Source organism: Sedimenticola selenatireducens, assembly GCF_963675335.2.
GTDB lineage: Bacteria > Pseudomonadota > Gammaproteobacteria > Chromatiales > Chromatiaceae > Sedimenticola > Sedimenticola selenatireducens.
Window position 1 is genome coordinate 1,176,345 of sequence record NZ_CAXXYC010000004.1, and the last position, 18,208, is coordinate 1,194,552.

Annotated in this window: 14 protein-coding genes; 2 read left to right on the forward strand and 12 right to left on the reverse strand. The window is 60.1% G+C overall.

The window, feature by feature from the left end; genetic code table 11:
• Window positions 1-5: 5 nt before the first annotated feature.
• Window positions 6-362, reverse strand: coding sequence for a TraR/DksA family transcriptional regulator (locus tag ACHZBF_RS16655; RefSeq protein ID WP_051301812.1), 357 nt, complete (start codon window positions 360-362; stop codon window positions 6-8).
• Window positions 349-1,224: an HpcH/HpaI aldolase/citrate lyase family protein gene (locus ACHZBF_RS16660; protein WP_029132309.1), complete on the reverse strand. Its 876-nt coding sequence runs from the start codon at window positions 1,222-1,224 to the stop codon at window positions 349-351. Before ACHZBF_RS16660 ends, ACHZBF_RS16655 begins: the two co-directional genes overlap by 14 nt.
• A gap of 163 nt (window positions 1,225-1,387) precedes the next feature.
• Here ACHZBF_RS16660 and ACHZBF_RS16665 point away from each other — a divergent pair, with 163 nt between their 5' ends.
• The gene (locus ACHZBF_RS16665; RefSeq protein ID WP_321529060.1) at window positions 1,388-2,365 is read left to right on the forward strand and encodes an ACP S-malonyltransferase; all 978 of its coding nucleotides are present in this window, start codon (window positions 1,388-1,390) and stop codon (window positions 2,363-2,365) included.
• Between the two features lie 245 nt (window positions 2,366-2,610).
• Window positions 2,611-4,359, forward strand: coding sequence for an EAL domain-containing protein (locus ACHZBF_RS16670; RefSeq protein WP_321529061.1), 1,749 nt, complete (start codon window positions 2,611-2,613; stop codon window positions 4,357-4,359).
• 159 nt (window positions 4,360-4,518) lie between these two features.
• On the opposite strand, the gene ACHZBF_RS16675 is transcribed toward ACHZBF_RS16670, so the two are convergent.
• From ACHZBF_RS16675 to scpA, 10 genes are all read right to left on the reverse strand, one after another.
• On the reverse strand, window positions 4,519-5,679 hold the full coding sequence (locus tag ACHZBF_RS16675) for an HD domain-containing phosphohydrolase (protein ID WP_321529062.1): 1,161 nt from the start codon (window positions 5,677-5,679) through the stop codon (window positions 4,519-4,521).
• Complete coding sequence (locus ACHZBF_RS16680; RefSeq protein WP_321529063.1) at window positions 5,676-6,887, reverse strand: response regulator; 1,212 nt, start codon at window positions 6,885-6,887, stop codon at window positions 5,676-5,678. Before ACHZBF_RS16680 ends, ACHZBF_RS16675 begins: the two co-directional genes overlap by 4 nt.
• Before the next feature lie 15 nt (window positions 6,888-6,902).
• Window positions 6,903-9,071 carry a PAS domain S-box protein gene (locus ACHZBF_RS16685; protein ID WP_321529064.1) on the reverse strand — a complete coding sequence of 723 codons (2,169 nt, stop codon included), beginning with the start codon at window positions 9,069-9,071 and terminating at the stop codon, window positions 6,903-6,905.
• Window positions 9,072-9,322: 251 nt separating this feature from the next.
• On the reverse strand, window positions 9,323-9,769 hold the full coding sequence (locus tag ACHZBF_RS16690) for a YiiD C-terminal domain-containing protein (protein ID WP_051301809.1): 447 nt from the start codon (window positions 9,767-9,769) through the stop codon (window positions 9,323-9,325).
• On the reverse strand, window positions 9,766-10,410 hold the full coding sequence (can, locus tag ACHZBF_RS16695; protein WP_288108468.1) for a carbonate dehydratase: 645 nt from the start codon (window positions 10,408-10,410) through the stop codon (window positions 9,766-9,768). The genes ACHZBF_RS16690 and can overlap by 4 nt, the downstream gene beginning before the upstream one ends.
• A gap of 197 nt (window positions 10,411-10,607) precedes the next feature.
• The gene (gene mce, locus ACHZBF_RS16700; protein WP_029132305.1) at window positions 10,608-11,006 is read right to left on the reverse strand and encodes a methylmalonyl-CoA epimerase; all 399 of its coding nucleotides are present in this window, start codon (window positions 11,004-11,006) and stop codon (window positions 10,608-10,610) included.
• A 27-nt stretch (window positions 11,007-11,033) separates the two neighbouring features.
• Entirely contained in the window at window positions 11,034-12,038 is a 1,005-nt protein-coding gene (meaB, locus tag ACHZBF_RS16705; RefSeq protein WP_321529065.1) for a methylmalonyl Co-A mutase-associated GTPase MeaB, read from the reverse strand.
• A gap of 332 nt (window positions 12,039-12,370) precedes the next feature.
• A complete protein-coding gene (locus tag ACHZBF_RS16710) occupies window positions 12,371-14,353 on the reverse strand; it encodes an acetyl/propionyl/methylcrotonyl-CoA carboxylase subunit alpha (RefSeq protein ID WP_321529066.1) in 1,983 nt (660 codons plus the stop codon).
• Window positions 14,354-14,432: 79 nt separating this feature from the next.
• A complete protein-coding gene (locus ACHZBF_RS16715) occupies window positions 14,433-15,965 on the reverse strand; it encodes an acyl-CoA carboxylase subunit beta (RefSeq protein ID WP_029132302.1) in 1,533 nt (510 codons plus the stop codon).
• 80 nt (window positions 15,966-16,045) lie between these two features.
• Window positions 16,046-18,196 (reverse strand): methylmalonyl-CoA mutase, encoded by a 2,151-nt coding sequence (gene scpA, locus ACHZBF_RS16720; protein ID WP_321529067.1) that lies wholly within the window; start codon window positions 18,194-18,196, stop codon window positions 16,046-16,048.
• Window positions 18,197-18,208: the final 12 nt, after the last annotated feature.

Sequence of the window (18,208 nt, forward strand, 5' to 3'; positions counted from 1 at the left end):
TACGCTCAGTCACGCACCTTTTCCCGCTCACTGGCACAACGGATACAGAGTGGCGTGGCCGGATCGATCTCCAGGCGGTTCTCTGCGATCTCGTCTGCGCACTCTACACAATAACCATACTCATGATCCTTGATGCGGCTCAACGCCTGGACAATGCGCTTCAGCTCGAGCGCGCGACGGCGCTGGTTCTCCTGGGACATGGCCTGCTGCTGTAACGCATCCATGCGCGACAGGCGGCCGACCCGGGTCTGATCCAGCTCTACGGTATCCGCCGCCGTTGCGGCGGTATCGGCCACCGCCAACAACTCGGCCTGACGGGCCAGCAACTGCCGCCTGAACCGCTCCACATCAGTTGCGTCCACGGATCACCTCATGCATCGTCACCAGTCGCTCCGCCTCTTCCACATGCAGATTCTCCACCAGGCGCCCGTCCACTACGCAGACACCACTCCCGGCCTGCTGTGCCTCGCGCCAGGCGGCGATGATCTGCTGCGCCTGCTGCAACGCCTCCGCGCTGATGCCAAATATCCGGTTAGCCGGTTCAATCTGTCGGGGGTGAATCAGTGTCTTGCCATCAAAGCCCATGTCCCGGCCCTGTTCACAGGCCGCAGCAAAACCGGGCTCATCCCGCAGGTCCAGATAGACCCCGTCCAGGATCTCCAGGCCCCGGGCACGGGCCGCCAGTACACAGAGACCGAGCGACGCGAGCAGGCCCTCACGACCGGGGGTATGCCGGACCCGCAGCTCCTTGGCCAGGTCCGATGTACCCATCACAATCACTTGCAGGCGCGGATGAGCCGCGGCAATGGAATCGATCTGCAGAATACCGCGCGGCGTCTCGGCCATGATCCAAATCGGCAGATCGGCCGGCCCGCCGGCGGCATCCAGCGCCGCCACGGCCGTCTGCACCGCCTGGGGACTCTCCACCTTGGGCAGCAGAATGGCGTCGGCACCGGTCCGGGCCATGGCCGCGATATCCGCCTCGCCCCAGGGGGTATCCAGACCGTTGACGCGCACGATCCGCCGGCGATAACCGAATCCACCCTCGGACAGCGCGGCGACCACCGCGTCCCGCGCTGCGGCCTTGGCGGCCGGAGCAACCGCGTCCTCCAGGTCCAGGATCAGGCCGTCTACCGGCAGGGAGCGGGCCTTATCCAGTGCCCGGCTGTTCGCGCCCGGGGCATAAAGTACGGAACGGAGTGGGCTGTACGATCTGGGACTCATGGATCTTGCCTGTCGGATCTGATTAAAAACGCCGGGCGCCTGCTGCGCCGTAGCATGATCTCTATCCTACCCGAACCCCCATCGGGAACAAGGGCAATGCTTGTCCTGATTTACAGAAATGTCTATCCTTCCCGCTCGCATTTTTATCCAAAAGAGAAGCACCATGTCTGATACCGAACAGCGCGCCCTATTTATTTTCCCCGGCCAGGGCTCACAATACACCGGCATCGGCAGCGATCTCTGCGCCGAGTTCGCCTCCGCCCGCCAGGTTTATGAACAGGCCAGCGAGGTACTGGGTTACGACATGACCAGTCTTTCGCGTGAGAACCCGGATGACCGGATCAACCTGACCCGCTACACCCAGCCGGTGCTGCTGACCCACCACATCGCCTGCCTGACGGTCTACCGGGAACTGGCGGACACCCCGCTCCAACCGGTGGCGGCGGCCGGCCACAGCCTGGGCGAATACAGCGCCCTGGTGGCGGCCGAGGCCCTGGGCTTCGAGGATGCGCTGCGCCTGGTCGCCAAACGTGGCGAGCTGATGGGCGATTTCGGCGAGGGCGAGATGGCGGCCCTGACGGTGGACCTGGAGACCGCGCGCCCCCTGGCCGACAAGCATTTCTGCGGCATTGCCGGGCTCAACCTGCCGGACCAGACCGTGGTCGGTGGCGCCGGAGCCGATCTGGATGCCCTGGCAGCGGAGATGGCCGAGCTGTTGCCGAACAAGAAGGCGGTACGGCTCAAGACCGAGGGCGCCTTCCATACCTACTACATGGTGGAGGCGGCGCGGCGCTTCCGCGAGGCGCTGACCGAGGCAACCTTTTCCGAGGCCAGGCTAAAAGTGCTCTCCAACTACACCGGCGGTTTCCATGAGGCCGATGCCGAGACCATCAAGTCCCGACTCTTCTTCCAGCTGTTTCACCCGGTCAACTGGGTCGGTTGCATGCAGAGCGCACTGGATGACGGCATCAATCTGTTCGTCGAGTTCGGCGGAGGCATCGGCAACGGTGAGGGACCAGCGGAGAAGCGTCCCAATCTGGAGGGCATCATCAAGAAATTTACCCGCCGTGCCAGTCCCCGGCCTGGCTATGTCCCCGCCATCAATCTCGCCACCATCCGCTCCGCGGCCGGGATCGAGTAACCGAAAATACCCGCACGCCCGGCTGACCGATTCAGCCGGGCGATTTGGCGCCAGCACCACCGGCCATCGGGCAATCAACGCCTGTCGGACCCCATCCACAGGCGGGGCGGTGAGCCCCACCTATAATTTCGACCAACAGTACATAGCCGAACCCGGCGAGAGGCGGACCCGCTCCAATATTGTTAATCGATTAAATCGCCTGGCATACGACAATCGCAATAACTTTTCCCAGGGGGACAACCCAAGTGACTGAACGTATCCTGCTGGTCGATGACGAGCCCTTGATCCTCTCCGGTTACCGCCGTGGCCTGGGCAAACAATTCAGCATCGATACAGCCACCAGCGGAGCCGAGGCACTGGAACTGTTCGACCGGACAGGTGATAACCCCTACGCTGTGGTGGTGTCGGATATGCGGATGCCGGAAATGGATGGCGTTGAGCTACTCAAACGCCTGACGGTTTCCCATCCTCAGGCGATTCGCATCATGCTGACCGGAAACTCCGACCAGCAGACCGCCATGGATGCGGTCAATCAGGGCCACGTCTTCAAATTCCTCACCAAGCCCTGTTCCGCCGCTGCCCTCCGGGAGGCGCTGGACGAGGCACTGGTGCAATATCGCACCGAACGGCATCGGGACGCCATATCACAGCATGCCGCGGATAAGGTCCAGCATCTCAGTGCCAAGCTCTCCCACCATCTACGGCATGACATTCTTACCGGTCTGGCTAATCGTCGGGCATTCGAGCTGCGCCTGAAAAGCTCACTGGAATCGGCCAAACAGGAGGAACGACAGCATATCTTCTGTTTTATCGATATCGACTACTTTCACCGTATCAATGACGCTTGCGGCTACACCGCCGGTGATGAACTGTTGCGACAACTGGGGGCGCTGCTTTCACATCAGCGGCGTAGCGGGGATATCGCCGCGCGCCTGGGCAGTGACCAGTTTGGCCTGATCCTGAGCGACTGCAGTCTGCAGGACGGCCAGCAGATCGTCCAGCAAATACACCAGCAGATGAAAGCGTTCGTTTTTCATTGGGAAGAGGGCAATTATGACCTGAGTACCAGTATTGGTCTGATACCGGTCAACAGCGACAGCGAAAGCGTCACCGCGCTGTTCAACGCGGCGGAAACCGCCTGCAATGTGGCCAAGGATCAGGGCAGAAACCGGATTCACACCGGCGGCGCACAGGATGCCCTGCTGACCCGGCGCCTGACCGAGATCCAGTGGATCAGCCGCATCAACCGGGCAATCACGGAGAACCGCTTCCAGCTCTATTACCAGACCATTGAACCGATCAACCCGATTGAAAGCGAAGGAGAGCACTATGAAATACTGATCAGGCTGGAGGGGGATGACGGCCGGATTATTTCACCAGGCGAATTTCTACCGGCGGCAGAACACTACCACCTGACCCCCCAGATCGACCGCTGGGTGATCCGCAACACCATCGGCTGGCTTAACGACCATCCGGACCAGTTGCAGGCGCTCTCGCTCTGCTCCATCAACCTGTCCGGTCTCTCCATCGGTGACGAGGAGATGCTGAACTTCATCCAGGAAACCCTGGCCCAGTCCGAAGTGCCGCCTGGCAAGATCTGTTTCGAGGTCACGGAGACCGCTGCCATCAGCCACCTGGATGCCGCGGTCAACTTTATGCAGGTTCTCAAGGCGAGTGGCATCCGCTTCTCCCTGGATGACTTTGGCACCGGACTCTCCTCCTTTGCCTACCTGCGCACCCTGCCGGTGGATTTCCTCAAGATGGACGGCATGTTTGTGCGCCACATTGACCGTAACATCATCGACTGGACCCTGGTCAAGTCGATCAACGACATGGGCCAGATCATGGGCAAACAGACAATCGCGGAATTTGTGGAGAATGAAGACATCCATCATCAACTGCATGAGATCGGCGTCAACTACGCCCAGGGCTACCTGCTGAGCAAACCGAGCCCGCTGTTTGACAAGGGTATCCTGCTGGACCCGGAAGCGTAGCGCTCCGCCGGTATCGCTTCCGGCGAGTATCCTCCTCGCTGGCGATGCTCGAATACCATAGCGTGGGCCTTGCCCGCCGACGACGCCCCTATGACTGGATTTCAAAATGCGGTCGTGAAGCGAACCGCATGGCCCCACAGGAGGCCGGCGCCCAATCGATCAGGCTTCCGCCGGCATGGCGATCTTGATCGGCTCCCTGACCCGGTGCACATGATGATAGTTGACCAGCCGCTGGAGCATGGTCTCGGTCAGCTTCTGGCCGGCGGTAATCAAAGTGTGCCCCTCCACCGTCTCCACCGGGTTGATCAGCACCACCCCCGGTCTCAGCTCGGCCACCTTCACGTGGATCGGCGGCAGTAGCGCTTCCTCTTCTTCCGTCGCCATCAGGAACCAGCCTACCGTCTGCAGCACTTGGGGGTCATAGCGCCCCGGCTGCCTGCCCATCTGCTTCAGGGCGGTGGCAGTGGACAGGCCGTTATCCTCCTGTACCGACAGTTCGTGCAGCACCTTGAGGATGCGGCTCTCCAGCGGAATCTCTTCGCCGGCCAGCATATCCTGGGGAAAGCCGCTGCCGTCAAAATTCTTGCGCTGATAGAGAATGATGCGTGACACCTGTTCCAGGCGGGGGATATTAGCCAGCAGATTGCTACTGGTTTCCGGCAGCCGCGCGATCACCAACTGCTCGGCCTGATCCAGCGCCTTGCCGGCCCGCACCCGGGCCAGGGTCTGGGGCGGCAGGGTGACATAGGCAATCTTGGAGAGCATCGCGGCCATTTCAATATCCCAGGTGGACATCAGGCGCATGGCGCGGGCGATTTCCCGTGCCAGCTCCCGCAACTCGGTCAATTTGCCGAAGGTTTCCGGGGCCACCATAGACAGGATATCGGTCAACAGCTTGATGGAGCCGTTGACCGTACCCTCCAGCAGCTCCTGCTCGGATTTGACCAGTCGATACTGTTCCAGGGCCGCCTCCACACTCTCGACCAGCAGCGTGACCGGACAGGGCTTGTTCATGAAACGGAACACCGCGCCCCGGTTGACGGCATCGATGGCGGTCTGCTGGTCGGCATTGCCGGTCAGCATCAGCCGCACGCTGTTGGGCGAAAGCTCCCGGGCCCGATGCAGAAACTCAACACCATCCATCTCCGGCATGCGCATGTCGGAGACAATAACGGCAAACTCCTCGCCCACCCTGATCGCATCCAGCGCCTCGGCACCGCTCAAGGCGGTGGTTATCTCGTACTGTTTCCTGAGCTGGCGTTTGATGCCATTCAGGATATTCTCTTCATCATCAACGAACAGTACCCGCGCTGCCATCATCCGGCCTCCGCCAACAGGGTGGTGTGGAGGGCGCGCCATCCATCCAGTCGGTCCGTCATACCGGCGGCGGCCAGATAGTCCATATTCAGCATTGTCGGAATGACGGACGTCTCCGTGCTGTGAGCCGATATCAGGGCATCCGCCACATGCACCGCTAGCAGCGGTGACAATCCGAAGTGTTCCGAGAGCTGCGGTTCATGATGATAGGCAACCGCCTCCACCAGGCTGTCGGGTAATGCCCACAGACCCAGCAGATAGGCACCCACCCGCCCATGATCGACATTGAACACGGCACGCTCCGCCTCCAGTAATCCGGTCTGGCAGTCATGCATTTTATTAATAAACTCCTGATATTCGTTCGGCAGGCTCTGTACCAGGACCAGCCTGCCGATATCATGTAGCAATCCCGCCAGCAGGGAATCCTCTACTACTTGCTTCTCCGCCTCCATGGAGACAGCGATTTCCCTGGCCAGGCGCGATACCTGCAGGCTGTGACGATGCAGCGCTTCCAGCGTGAAGCCGCCGACATTTAAATTCTTGGTATTAAACTGCATAAAAATGCCCGCGGAGAGCACCAATCCCCGCAGCGTTTCGGTGCCCAGCATAGTGGCCGCCTGCACCGGGCTGGAAATGTGGTGACCGATACCAAAAAAGGCCGAATTGACCATCTGCAGGATTTTCGAGACCATCGCCGGATCCTGGCCAATCACCTCACCCACCTGCTGTATCGAAACTCGATCCGAATCCAGCAGTTCGGTCAGTTCCACATAGAGTTCCGGCAGCGTCGGCAGCGAGCGGATCTGCGACACCAGCATCTGCATGCGACTATCCTCCACCAGCGACTTCAGCTTGAGTGAACGGGTAATGACATGCTTGATCACCTCCGCATCGCAGGGTTTGGCGAGAAACTGGTGGGCGTAGGGCACCGCCTTGAGAATCAGCGCCTCATCCGAATGTCCGGACAGGATCAGCCGGATCATATCCGGGTAATTCTCGGAAAGTCGCGCCAGCAGCTCCGCCCCGTTCATGCCGGGCATGCGCATGTCCGTGACCACCACATCGAAGTGTTGGTCATTCATCAGGCGGACCGCCTCCTCGCCGGAAGTAGCGAAGCTCATTTCCCAGACATTGCGCTGGCTTCTGAGTGATCTTTTCAAGCCATCCAGCAGATGCTGCTCATCATCTACAAAGAGGATCCTGCTTTTCATTTCAATGTCCCTGTCCTAGCCGGACAGGGACACCATGTCACCCACCCGTTCCGTGCCACCCACAGGCAACAGCACCACGAATACTGCTCCGCCGGAGGGATTATCCTCCACCCGGAGGCCACCGTGATGGTGCTCAACAACGGTATTATAGGCGATATAAAGTCCCTGCCCAGTACCCTTGCCCACCGCCTTGGTGGTAAAGAAGGGGTCAAAAATGCGCTCTTTTATATCGGCCGGCACACCGCTTCCGCTGTCGCTTACCCGGATCTCGATCTGATCACCCAGCAGGCTCGTCGAGATATCAATAGTGCCTCTGCGAGTGTCACCCTGCTCAATAACACCGGCAATCGCATGGGCAGCATTAACTATCAGATTCAGGAATACCTGATTAATCTGATCAGGCACACAAGAAATTTTTGGCAGTTCTTCCGCCAGATCCAGGTGAATTTCGGCAACATACTTCCACTCATTGCGGGAAACCTCCAGCGTGGTACGGATCGCCCTGTTGATATCGGTCTCCACCCTGCCTGCCACGCCAGGATGGGAAAACTCTTTCATCGCCCGAACAATCTTGCTGATTCGACGCACTCCTTCCAGTGACTGATCGATCGCCTTCGGTACCTCCTCACGTAAAAAACTCAAATCGATCTCATCTTCCTTCTGATGAATCTGTTGTATAAGTCCCGATGTATCCGCCCCCGATCCGATTCCCTCGAGCAGTTGGCGGTATTGGTCAATTAACGACTCCAGATCAGCAATCGCCTCTTTCAGAAACTGGGTATTGTCACCAACGAATTGAGTGGGTGTATTAATTTCATGCGAGATACCGGCCGCCAATTGGCCGATTGATTCCAGTTTCTGTGCCTGGCGTAACTGCACCTCCATCAGTTGGCGTTCCAGTTCGGTTTTCTTGCGCTCTGAAATATCACGAATAATACAGATGACCTGCCACCGCCCTCTCAACTGCAGGGAGGAGATCGACAGTTCGATAGGGAAAGCTTCACCCCCCTTCCTCAGGGCCGTCAATTCCACCGTTTTTCCAATAGAGCGCCACATGTGCGGTTTGGTCAATTGCGAAACCAATCTGGCAAATTCATCCCGGCTGGCACCCGGCTCAATCCAGTCATCCAGTCGCTGCCCGACAATATCTTCAACCTGGAAACCGAACATCACCTCGGCGGCCATATTCCAGAAGATCACCTCCTCATCCTGGTTGACCATGACAATGGCATCCTGGGCCGAATTGGCCATGGCCGAGAACTTCTCCTCGCTCTCCTTCAGGGCCGCTTGGGCGCGCTTCTCCTCTGAGTTGTCCCAGTACATGCCGAAAACTCCCATAACGAGGCCGGCGGGACCACGTAATGGCGCCTTCAGAAGATGGTAGGATGACTCCACCCCGCGATAGCTGCGAATCACATCCTTCTCGATGGTCTCCCCGCTCTGCATCACCCAGCGATCCTCCCGGGCGAACTGCTCCGCCTGCTCGGGGGAGTAGAAATCGGTATCACAACGACCACCGATATCCCCCGGCTGGATCTCCAGGTCCCGGGCATAAAGCCGGTTGCAGGAGACATAGCGCAGATCCGGGTCCTTGTGGAAGATACGCTGCGGCAGGTTCTCGATCAGACTCTGGTAGTGGCTCTCCTGCTGCTCCTCGAAACGCTTGCGCTCGATGATTCCGGTCAGCACCAGGGCCGCCGTCTCCAGGAAACGGATCTCCCCCTCGTCCCGCCGATGGCCATGAGGCAGGTAGAGCACCATCACTCCCAGCACCCTTGCACCGGAGAGGATCGGCACATTGTAGTGGCCGTGGGGCTGTATACCATCAAACAGGATCTCGTGCCGCTCATCCACGCACGCGGCATGCATAATCTGTCGCTCGGCTGCTGCACGACCGCACAAACAGTGTCCAAAAGGCACCCGGGCACAGAGGGTATGCAGCGGCTTAGCAAGATTTTCGTGGACCAGCAGCTGAAGCTCCCTCGTCTCGCGGCTGGCCAGAAAAATGGCGCCGGAGGGAAGCAGTTCGGAGAAGGGGGCGGTCAGAATGATCCGCAGGGCCTCCTGCAGACAGTCACGCAGGGCGCGATTGCTCAACCTGATTTGCAGCAGGGTCACCAGCACCGGGTGCAGCGCACTTTCACTGGCGGAGATATCCTGGTTCAGATTCTGCAGCTTGCTCATTGGCTTTACCTATACCCGGGGTCCGTTTCGCCTGTCAGCCTGTCGCAACCGCCTGCCCGAGGGCGATCCACGCAATAACAGGTTAGCGGCAAAACCTTATTATCCTTAATTCGCTCTATCACAAGGCCGCGGTCAACAGGGCCTCGCAAGTTCTCTGAACTATAGGCCGATATGGAATCAGGATAACTCCGGTGCCAGGGAGATTGGCTAACTGCCGGGGTAACAAGCGCAGTGGTGTCGTGGCTGGCGGCTCAGGTAGTGGCCGAATAACTGCCAATAAAGCGCACCGCCACGCCACGCTCGGTGAGGATCTCCGCGGTCAGCTCGATGCGGCTGCGCTTGCCGGCCCGCAGGTTTTCGATGAAGGCCTCATAACTGCCATCCTCAGGCAGGCGGCAACGTGCCTTGATTTCACCCCGCACCGGCAGACGGTAGCTGATATTGGCATCCCCCAGGACACTGTGGGCCTGCAGCCCCTCGTCCTCATACTTGAGGTGCAGCATCCCCCAGCAGACCACCGCGCAGATGCTGTAGAGGCTGCCGCCGAAAGCGGTGCCATGGATATTGATATTGGGCTCGAAGTCGGCCAGAAACAGCAGTTCCCGTCCGTCATGCTCCTCCACCCGCACCCCCATGGTGCGTGTCAGCGGCACTTCACGATGCAGGGTCTCTTCGAGTAGTGCAAGCCGCTGTTTCATGAGCCCTTGGCCGGCTTGTGCCGATAGACGGCCGGGAGTTGTCCCGCCGCATCGTAACTGACATCCAGATCCCGCAGGATGCCGTCCCGGATACTGTAGATCCAGCCGTGTACCGACAGCGGCTGACCACGGCTCCAGGCATCCTGCACAATCGTGGTATGGGACAGGTTGGCCACCTGCTGGATCACATTCAGTTCACAAAGGATATCGACCCGCTCTTCCTGGTCGATACAGCTCTCGAAACGTTCCTGGTGACGGAAATAGATATCCTTGATATTGCGGATCCAGTTGTCGATCAGACCCAGGGGGCGGTTTTCCAGCGCGGCCGCGACACCACCACACCCGTAATGCCCAACAACCATGATGTGCTTCACTTTCAGCACCTCAACCGCGTACTGCACCACGGTCAGGCAGTTGAGATCGGTGTGCACCACCATATTGGCTACATTACGGTGGACGAAAATCTCACCCGGCAGCAGGCCGGTAATCTGATTGGCAGGTACCCGACTGTCGGAGCAGCCGATCCAGAGATATTCGGGTGACTGCTGTTTCGACAACTTGTCAAAAAATGCCGGATCTTCCGCCTTTATGCGGGCCGCCCAATCGGCGTTGTAGTCAAAAAGCTGTTCAATGGAGGCCATGGTCAACCCTGTATCTATATTTCAGCCAGAGTCCGTAGGTTGGGGTGAGCCTGCGAACCCCAATGGGATTTCATGCATGCGCGCCATCCTGATGTTGAGGTTCGTTCGTTCCCACCCCAACCTGCGGACTGTGCCACAAAACCGGTCCGAGGCGGGCCAAGTATTGACAATTTCGACCCGACGGGCAAGGGAATTGTCTACGCCTGCTCCAACTCCACCAGGGTGCCGCAAAAATCCTTGGGATGCAGGAACAGCACCGGCTTGTTGTGGGCGCCGATCTTGATATCGCCCAGCACCCGCGCACCCGCCTGTTGCATCTTCTCCGCCGCCGCCTGGATATCCGCCACCTCGTAACAGACATGGTGCACCCCGCCACCCGGATTCTTCTCCAGGTATTTGGCGATGGGGGAGTTTTCGCCCAGCGGATAGAGCAACTCGATTTTGGTGTTGGGCAGCTCGACAAATACCGTAATGACACCATGCTCCGGCAACGCCAGAGGTTCGGATACCTGCGCCCCCAGGGTATCCCGATAGATGGCGGTCCCAGCCTCCAGGTCAGGTACAACAATCGCTACGTGATTCAGTTTTCCAATCATTTATATAACCTCATGGGTAATTGGGGCTCAGTCGGGCAACCGGTCGTTGCGTAAAAAGGCATTCAGCAGTTGAGCGGCGGCCAGGGTCGGGGGCAGGGTGCCGTCGGTCACCGCCCGTTCCAGCCGGGGGATCAGCTGCGCCACCTGCCTGTCCTCGCGCAAGGCGGTAAGCAGATTCTCCGCCGTCTCGCTCCACATCCAGGATTTGGCCTGCTGGGCGCGTCGCTGGGCCAGCTCACCACTGGCGGTGAGCACGTCCCGATAACGGCAGACCGTCTCCCACGCCTCGGCAATGCCCCGCCCCTCCAGGGCCGAACAGGTCTTGACCGGCACCCGCCAGTTTCGGGTCCGGGGATGCAGCAGCTTCAGGGCATGAATATAGTCGCTGGCCGAGTGATTGGCGGTGGCCGCCATATCACCATCGGCCTTGTTCACCAGCACCAGATCGGCCAGTTCCATGATGCCGCGCTTGATCCCCTGCAGATCGTCGCCCCCCCCCGGCAGCAGCAACAGCAGGAACATGTCGGTCATATCGGCCACCGCGGTCTCCGACTGGCCAACCCCGACGGTCTCGACAATCACCACATCAAACCCGGCCGCCTCACACAACAGCATGGTCTCGCGGGTACGTCGGGTGACGCCGCCCAGGGTCCTGCCTGCCGGCGAGGGGCGGATAAAGGCGTCGCGGTGCCGGCAGAGTTCCTCCATACGGGTCTTGTCCCCCAGGATCGAACCCCCGCTGATGGCGGAAGAGGGGTCCACCGCCAGCACCGCCAGCTTGTGCCCCTGCTCCAGAATATGCAGCCCGGCCGCTTCGATGAAGGTGGATTTACCCGCCCCCGGCACACCGCTGATACCGATACGGATGGAATTTCCGGCATGCGGCGTGAGCCGCTGTAACAGGGCATTGGCCTGGACCCGATGATCGGACCGGGTAGACTCCACTAGGGTGATGGCCCGGGAAAGCGCCCTGCGGTTGCCCGCCAGTAGCTGCCCGGCCAGTTGCTCACTCAGTTGTTCGGTATCCATCATGCGAAATTGCGTACCTGACCTCTGGATATCCAGCCGTGAATGAATGCCGGTATCCCGACCCTGAATTCGAGCCTTGCGTTCAACCTTGCGGGCGGACCCGACATCTGGACCGACCACCGAGAGACGCCCTGTTTATTCTGAATTCCTCAATTTAACCGCGAAGAACGCAAAGTGCGCAAAGAAATACAATGGCTTACCTTCATTTTCGGCCCAACCCGCCAGGAGAATCGGGAGAATTCAAGTCGTTGTTTTCCTTGGTGTTCTTTCCGTTCTTAGCGGTTGAAATAAGGTTTTTAGGTTTATTCGCTGCTGATAATCCCACCCGCTGTGACTCACTCGAACTCGATGATGATCTGATCCACTCTCAGACTATCACCGGCCTCGGCCTGGATGCTGGCCACGGTGGCGTCCTGCTCGGCACGCAATACGTTCTCCATTTTCATCGCCTCTATCACCGCCAGCTCTTCACCCGCCTTGACCTCCTGGCCTTCGACAACCGATACCTTGACCAGCAGCCCGGGCATGGGAGAGAGCAGGAATTTGGACAGATCCGGCGCCTCCTTTTCCGGCATCAGGGCATGCAGTTCCGCCGCCCGCGGCGTCATCACCAGGGCATCGGTCTGGTTGCCACGATGGAACAGCCGCAGCCAGAGCCCCTTGCGTTCGACCTGGAAACAGACCGACTGGCCGTTGATAGTGCCATGCAGCAGCGGCTGACCCAGCGCCCATTCGGTAGTCACATCGTAACCGTTGCCGGCATACTCCACCCGGCAGCCGCCATTGGCCGGCACTGCGCTGACCGCATGGTGCTCTCCGTTGATAATCACCACCCACTCATCATTCACCTTGCGCTCATGACCGCGCAACTGGCCGCTCAGCCGGGCCGCACGATCCATATACTGACGATGAATCATGGCTGCCACGGCCACCACCTTGGCCGGATCATCCTGCGGCACATAGGAGGCATCGAAACCATCCGGAAACTCTTCGGCGATAAAGTTGGTGGTGAGCCGACCCTCGATAAAGCGCGGATGCACCATCAGGGCGTTGAGGAAGCTGATGTTGTGCTGCACACCGCGAATGCAGTAGGCATCCAGGGCATCCTGCATACGCGTGATCGCCTCATTGCGATTGGCCCCATAGGTGATCAGCTTGGCGATCATCGGGTCATAGAACATGGAGACCTCGCCGCCTTCGTAGACGCCGGTATCCACCCGCACGTTGTCACCCACCGGCGGCTCATACTTGACCAGGCGGCCGATTGAGGGGAGGAAGTTGCGGAACGGGTCCTCCGCATAGACCCGCGACTCCATGGCCCAGCCGGTCAGTTTTACATCCTCCTGCCGGAGCGGCAGCTCCTCACCATTGGCCACCCGGATCATCAGTTCCACCAGATCCTGACCGGTGACCAGTTCGGTGACCGGATGCTCAACCTGCAGGCGGGTGTTCATCTCCAGGAAATAGAAATTGCGCTTGGCATCGACAATGAACTCCACGGTTCCGGCCGAACGGTACTGCACCGCCCGGGCCAACTGCACCGCCTGTTCACCCATCTGCTTGCGGGTGGCCTCATCGATGAAGGGCGAGGGGGCCTCCTCGATCACCTTCTGGTGGCGGCGCTGGATGGAGCACTCGCGCTCGCCCAGGTAGATCACGTTGCCATGGGTATCGGCCATCACCTGGATTTCGATGTGGCGCGGTTCCTCGATGAATTTCTCGATAAACACCCGGTCATCACCAAAGCTGGAGCGGGCCTCGTTGGTGGCGCGCTCGAAGCCATCACGGCACTCCGCCTCGTTCCAGGCCACCCGCATGCCCTTGCCCCCGCCGCCGGCCGAGGCCTTCAGCATCACCGGGTAGCCGATGCCATTGGAGATCTCCACCGCATGCTCCGCATCCCGCACCACATCGGTATAGCCGGGAATCACATTGACCCCGGCCTGCTCCGCCAGATTCTTGGAGGTGATCTTGTCGCCCATGCTGTTGATAGCCAGGGTAGCCGGCCCGATAAAGGCGATACCCTCTTTCTCCAGCGCCTCGCAAAAGGCCGAGTTTTCCGACAGGAAGCCGTAACCGGGATGCACCGCCTGGGCACCGGTATCGCGACAGGCCTGGATAATGCGCTCCATCACCAGGTAACTTTCGGCGGAGGCAGAGGGACCGATATGCACCGCCTCGTCGGCCATCTTGACGTGCAGCGCCTCGCGGTCGGCGTCGGAGAAGACTGCCACGGTTTTGATACCCATCTTGCGGGCACTCTTGATCACCCGGCAGGCGATCTCACCTCGGTTAGCTATCAGTATTTTTTCAAACATATTTTTATGTCTCTGTGTGTTAGCCGCGGATGAATGCGCTGATCCGCGGCTCGCCATAGCCTTTTGATTGTTCAGTGCGTTAGAGCGGAATATTGCCGTGCTTGCGCCAGGGATTCTCCAGCTCCTTGTCCTTCAACATGGCCAACGAGCGGCAGATCCGCTTACGGGTACTGTGCGGCATGATCACATCATCGATAAAGCCGCGGCTGCCGGCGACAAAGGGATTGGCGAACTTCTCCCGGTACTCCTCGGTGCGCGAGGCGATCTTTTCCTGGTTGCCCAGATCCTGCCGGAAGATGATCTCCACCGCCCCTTTCGGACCCATCACGGCAATCTCGGCAGTCGGCCAGGCCAGGTTGACGTCGCCGCGCAGGTGCTTGGAGGCCATCACGTCATAGGCGCCACCGTAGGCCTTGCGGGTAATCACGGTGATTTTCGGCACGGTGGCCTCGGCATAGGCATACAGCAGCTTGGCGCCATGCTTGATGATGCCGCCGTACTCCTGGCTGGTGCCCGGCAGGAAACCCGGTACATCCACCAGGGTAACCACCGGTATGTTGAAGGCGTCGCAGAAGCGGACGAAGCGGGCCGCCTTCTTCGATGAGTCGATATCCAGACAGCCGGCCAGCACCATCGGCTGGTTGGCAACGATGCCGATTGTCGATCCCTGCATGCGGCCAAAGCCGGTGATGATATTGGCGGCATAATCGGGCTGGGTCTGGAAGAAGTCGTTGTCATCGACCATCTTGGTGATCAGCTCCATCATATCGTAGGGCTTGTTGGGATCAGCCGGGATCAGGGTATCCAGTGACGGGATCTTGCGATCGGCCGGGTCATCCGTCGGCCATACCGGCGGCAGCTCCTTGTTGTTGGCCGGCAGGAAGTTGACGAAGCGGCGTAGCATCAGCAGCGCTTCCACATCATTTTCGAAGGCCAGATCGGCCACGCCGGACTTGGTGGTGTGGGTCACCGCGCCGCCCAACTGCTCCGCCGTGACGCTCTCATGGGTCACGGTCTTGACCACATCCGGACCGGTGACGAACATGTAGGAGGTGTCCTTTACCATGAAGATAAAGTCGGTCATGGAGGGGGAGTAGACCGCGCCACCGGCACAGGGGCCCATGATCATGGATATCTGCGGTACCACACCAGAGGCCAGCACATTGCGCTGGAACACATCGGCATAGCCGGCCAGCGACTCCACGCCCTCCTGGATACGTGCACCGCCCGAGTCATTCAAGCCGATCACCGGCGCGCCCACCTTCATGGCGTGATCCATGATCTTGCAAATCTTCTGCGCATGGGCGCCGGAGAGCGAGCCGCCGAACACGGTGAAGTCCTGACTGAAGACGAACACCAGCCGGCCACTGACGGTGCCGTAGCCGGTCACCACACCGTCACCCGGGATCTTCTGCTTTTCCATGCCGAATTCGGTGCAGCCGTGCTCGACGAACATGTCCCACTCCTCGAAGGAGCCGGGATCCAGGAACAGTTCGATACGCTCACGCGCGGTCAGTTTGCCCTTGGCGTGCTGGCTTTCAATGCGTCTCTCGCCGCCGCCGTTCACCGCGGCGGCACGCTTATCATCGAGCCGGCTAATCATATCTTGCATGAATCTCTCCTCAAGCTTGAACAGTGGCGTTGCCACCTGACACCTCTCCCGGCACGGGGGAGGGGTTTATTCTTGTCTCATCAGGCACCCTGGCGGCGGCGAATAAATGCCAGCATTTCCGCCGCCGAGGCCGGTATATTGGTGCCGGGCCCATAGACGGCCGCCACCCCCATTTCCAACAGCACCGGGTAATCCTTGGGCGGGATCACCCCGCCGCAGACCACCAGGATATCCTCGGCGCCCTCCGCCTTCAGCGCCTGTATCAGGGCCGGCACCAGGGTCTTGTGCCCTGCCGCCAGGGACGAGACGCCCACCACGTGCACATCATTTTCCGCCGCCTGGCGCGCTGCCTCCTCGGGGGTCTGGAACATAGGGCCGATATCCACATCGAAACCCAGATCCGCATAAGCGGTGGCGATCACCTTGGCGCCCCGATCATGCCCGTCCTGGCCCATCTTGACCACCAGCATGCGCGGCCGGCGACCCTGCTCCTCGGCAAAATCGGCGATCTCCTGCTTGATCTTTTCAAAGCCATTGTCCCCCTCGTAGGCAGAACCGTAGACTCCGGAGACCGAGCGGGTTATCGCCTTGTGCCGGTTGTACACCGACTCCAGGGCGTCGGAGATCTCGCCCACCGTGGCGCGGGCTCGCGCCGCATCCACCGCCAGCGCGAGCAGATTGCCACTGCCATCCTTTGCCGCCGCGACCAGGGCATCCAGCGCCGCCTGGTGGGCTGTCGCATCGCGTCCGTCGCGGATCCGTCGCAGCCGCGCCACCTGGGCCTCGCGCACCGCCGTATTGTCGATATCCAGTACGTCGATCTCCGGCTCCTGGGCCAGCTGGTACTTGTTGACGCCGACGATCACCTCCTCACCCCGGTCGATACGCGCCTGGCGCAACGCCGCCGCCTCCTCGATACGCAGCTTGGGCATACCGGACTCCACCGCTTTGGTCATGCCGCCCAGCGCCTCTACCTCGTCGATCAGGGCGCGCGCCTCTTCCACCATCGCATTGGTCAGGCTCTCCACATAGTAGGAGCCGGCCAGCGGATCCACCACCTTGGTGATACCGGTCTCCTCCTGGATCACCAGCTGGGTGTTGCGGGCGATGCGGGCCGAGTTGTCGGTCGGCAGGGCCAGCGCTTCATCAAAGGCGTTGGTGTGCAGCGACTGTGTGCCACCCAGCACCGCCGCCAGCGCCTCGATGGTGGTACGCATCACGTTGTTGTAGGGATCCTTGGCGGTCAGGCTGACACCGGAGGTCTGGCAGTGGGTGCGCAGCATCTTCGAGCGCTTATCCTTGGGCTGAAAATGCTTCTCCATCAGTTCCGACCAGAGCAGGCGCGCGGCGCGCAGCTTGGCCGCCTCCATGAAGAAGTTCATGCCGATGGCGAAGAAGAAGGAGAGACGCGGCGCGAACTGATCCACATCCAGCCCCTTGGCCAGGGCGGCCCGCACGTACTCCAGACCGTCGGCGATAGTGAACGCCAGCTCCTGCACCAGGGTCGAACCGGCTTCCTGCATGTGGTAGCCGGAGATGGAGATAGAGTTGAACTTGGGCATATTCTCCGCTGTGTAGCCGATGATATCGGCGACGATGCGCATCGACGGTTCCGGCGGGTAGATATAGGTGTTGCGCACCATGAACTCTTTGAGGATGTCGTTCTGCAGGGTACCAGCCAGTTTTTCCGGCGGCACCCCCTGCTCCTCGGCGGCAACGATGTAGCTGGCCATCACCGGCAGCACCGCGCCGTTCATGGTCATGGAGACCGACACCTGGTCCAGCGGGATGCTGTCGAACAGGATCTTCATATCCTCGACCGAGTCGATGGCCACACCGGCCTTGCCCACATCACCCACCACCCGCGGATGATCGGAGTCGTAGCCACGGTGGGTGGCCAGATCAAAGGCCACCGACAGGCCCTGTTGACCGGCCGCCAGATTGCGCTTGTAGAAGGCGTTGGACTCCTCGGCGGTGGAGAAACCGGCATACTGCCGCACCGTCCAGGGACGACCCGCGTACATGGTGGCCCGCGGACCGCGCAGGTAGGGAGCAAAGCCCGGCAGGCTGTCGATATGGTTCAGCCCCTCCAGGTCGGCGGCGCTATAAAGCGGCTTTATCACAATACCTTCCGGGGTCTGCCAGTTCAGCGTCTCCAGCGGGCGTCCGCGCAGCTCTTTCTCGGCCTGTTGCTTCCAGTCATCCAGGGTCGGTTTTGGCGTATTGGCCATGGTGAATCACTC

Bases quoted from the DNA above. Each gene is read 5' to 3' on its own strand.
- ACHZBF_RS16660 (WP_029132309.1), bottom strand. From the start codon at position 1,224: ATGAGTCCCAGATCGTACAGCCCACTCCGTTCCGTACTTTATGCCCCG.
- ACHZBF_RS16665 (WP_321529060.1), top strand. From the start codon at position 1,388: ATGTCTGATACCGAACAGCGCGCCCTATTTATTTTCCCCGGCCAGGGC.
- ACHZBF_RS16675 (WP_321529062.1), bottom strand. From the start codon at position 5,679: ATGATGGCAGCGCGGGTACTGTTCGTTGATGATGAAGAGAATATCCTG.
- ACHZBF_RS16680 (WP_321529063.1), bottom strand. From the start codon at position 6,887: ATGAAAAGCAGGATCCTCTTTGTAGATGATGAGCAGCATCTGCTGGAT.
- ACHZBF_RS16685 (WP_321529064.1), bottom strand. From the start codon at position 9,071: ATGAGCAAGCTGCAGAATCTGAACCAGGATATCTCCGCCAGTGAAAGT.
- ACHZBF_RS16690 (WP_051301809.1), bottom strand. From the start codon at position 9,769: ATGAAACAGCGGCTTGCACTACTCGAAGAGACCCTGCATCGTGAAGTG.
- can (WP_288108468.1), bottom strand. From the start codon at position 10,410: ATGGCCTCCATTGAACAGCTTTTTGACTACAACGCCGATTGGGCGGCC.
- mce (WP_029132305.1), bottom strand. From the start codon at position 11,006: ATGATTGGAAAACTGAATCACGTAGCGATTGTTGTACCTGACCTGGAG.
- meaB (WP_321529065.1), bottom strand. From the start codon at position 12,038: ATGATGGATACCGAACAACTGAGTGAGCAACTGGCCGGGCAGCTACTG.
- ACHZBF_RS16710 (WP_321529066.1), bottom strand. From the start codon at position 14,353: ATGTTTGAAAAAATACTGATAGCTAACCGAGGTGAGATCGCCTGCCGG.
- ACHZBF_RS16715 (WP_029132302.1), bottom strand. From the start codon at position 15,965: ATGCAAGATATGATTAGCCGGCTCGATGATAAGCGTGCCGCCGCGGTG.
- scpA (WP_321529067.1), bottom strand. From the start codon at position 18,196: ATGGCCAATACGCCAAAACCGACCCTGGATGACTGGAAGCAACAGGCC.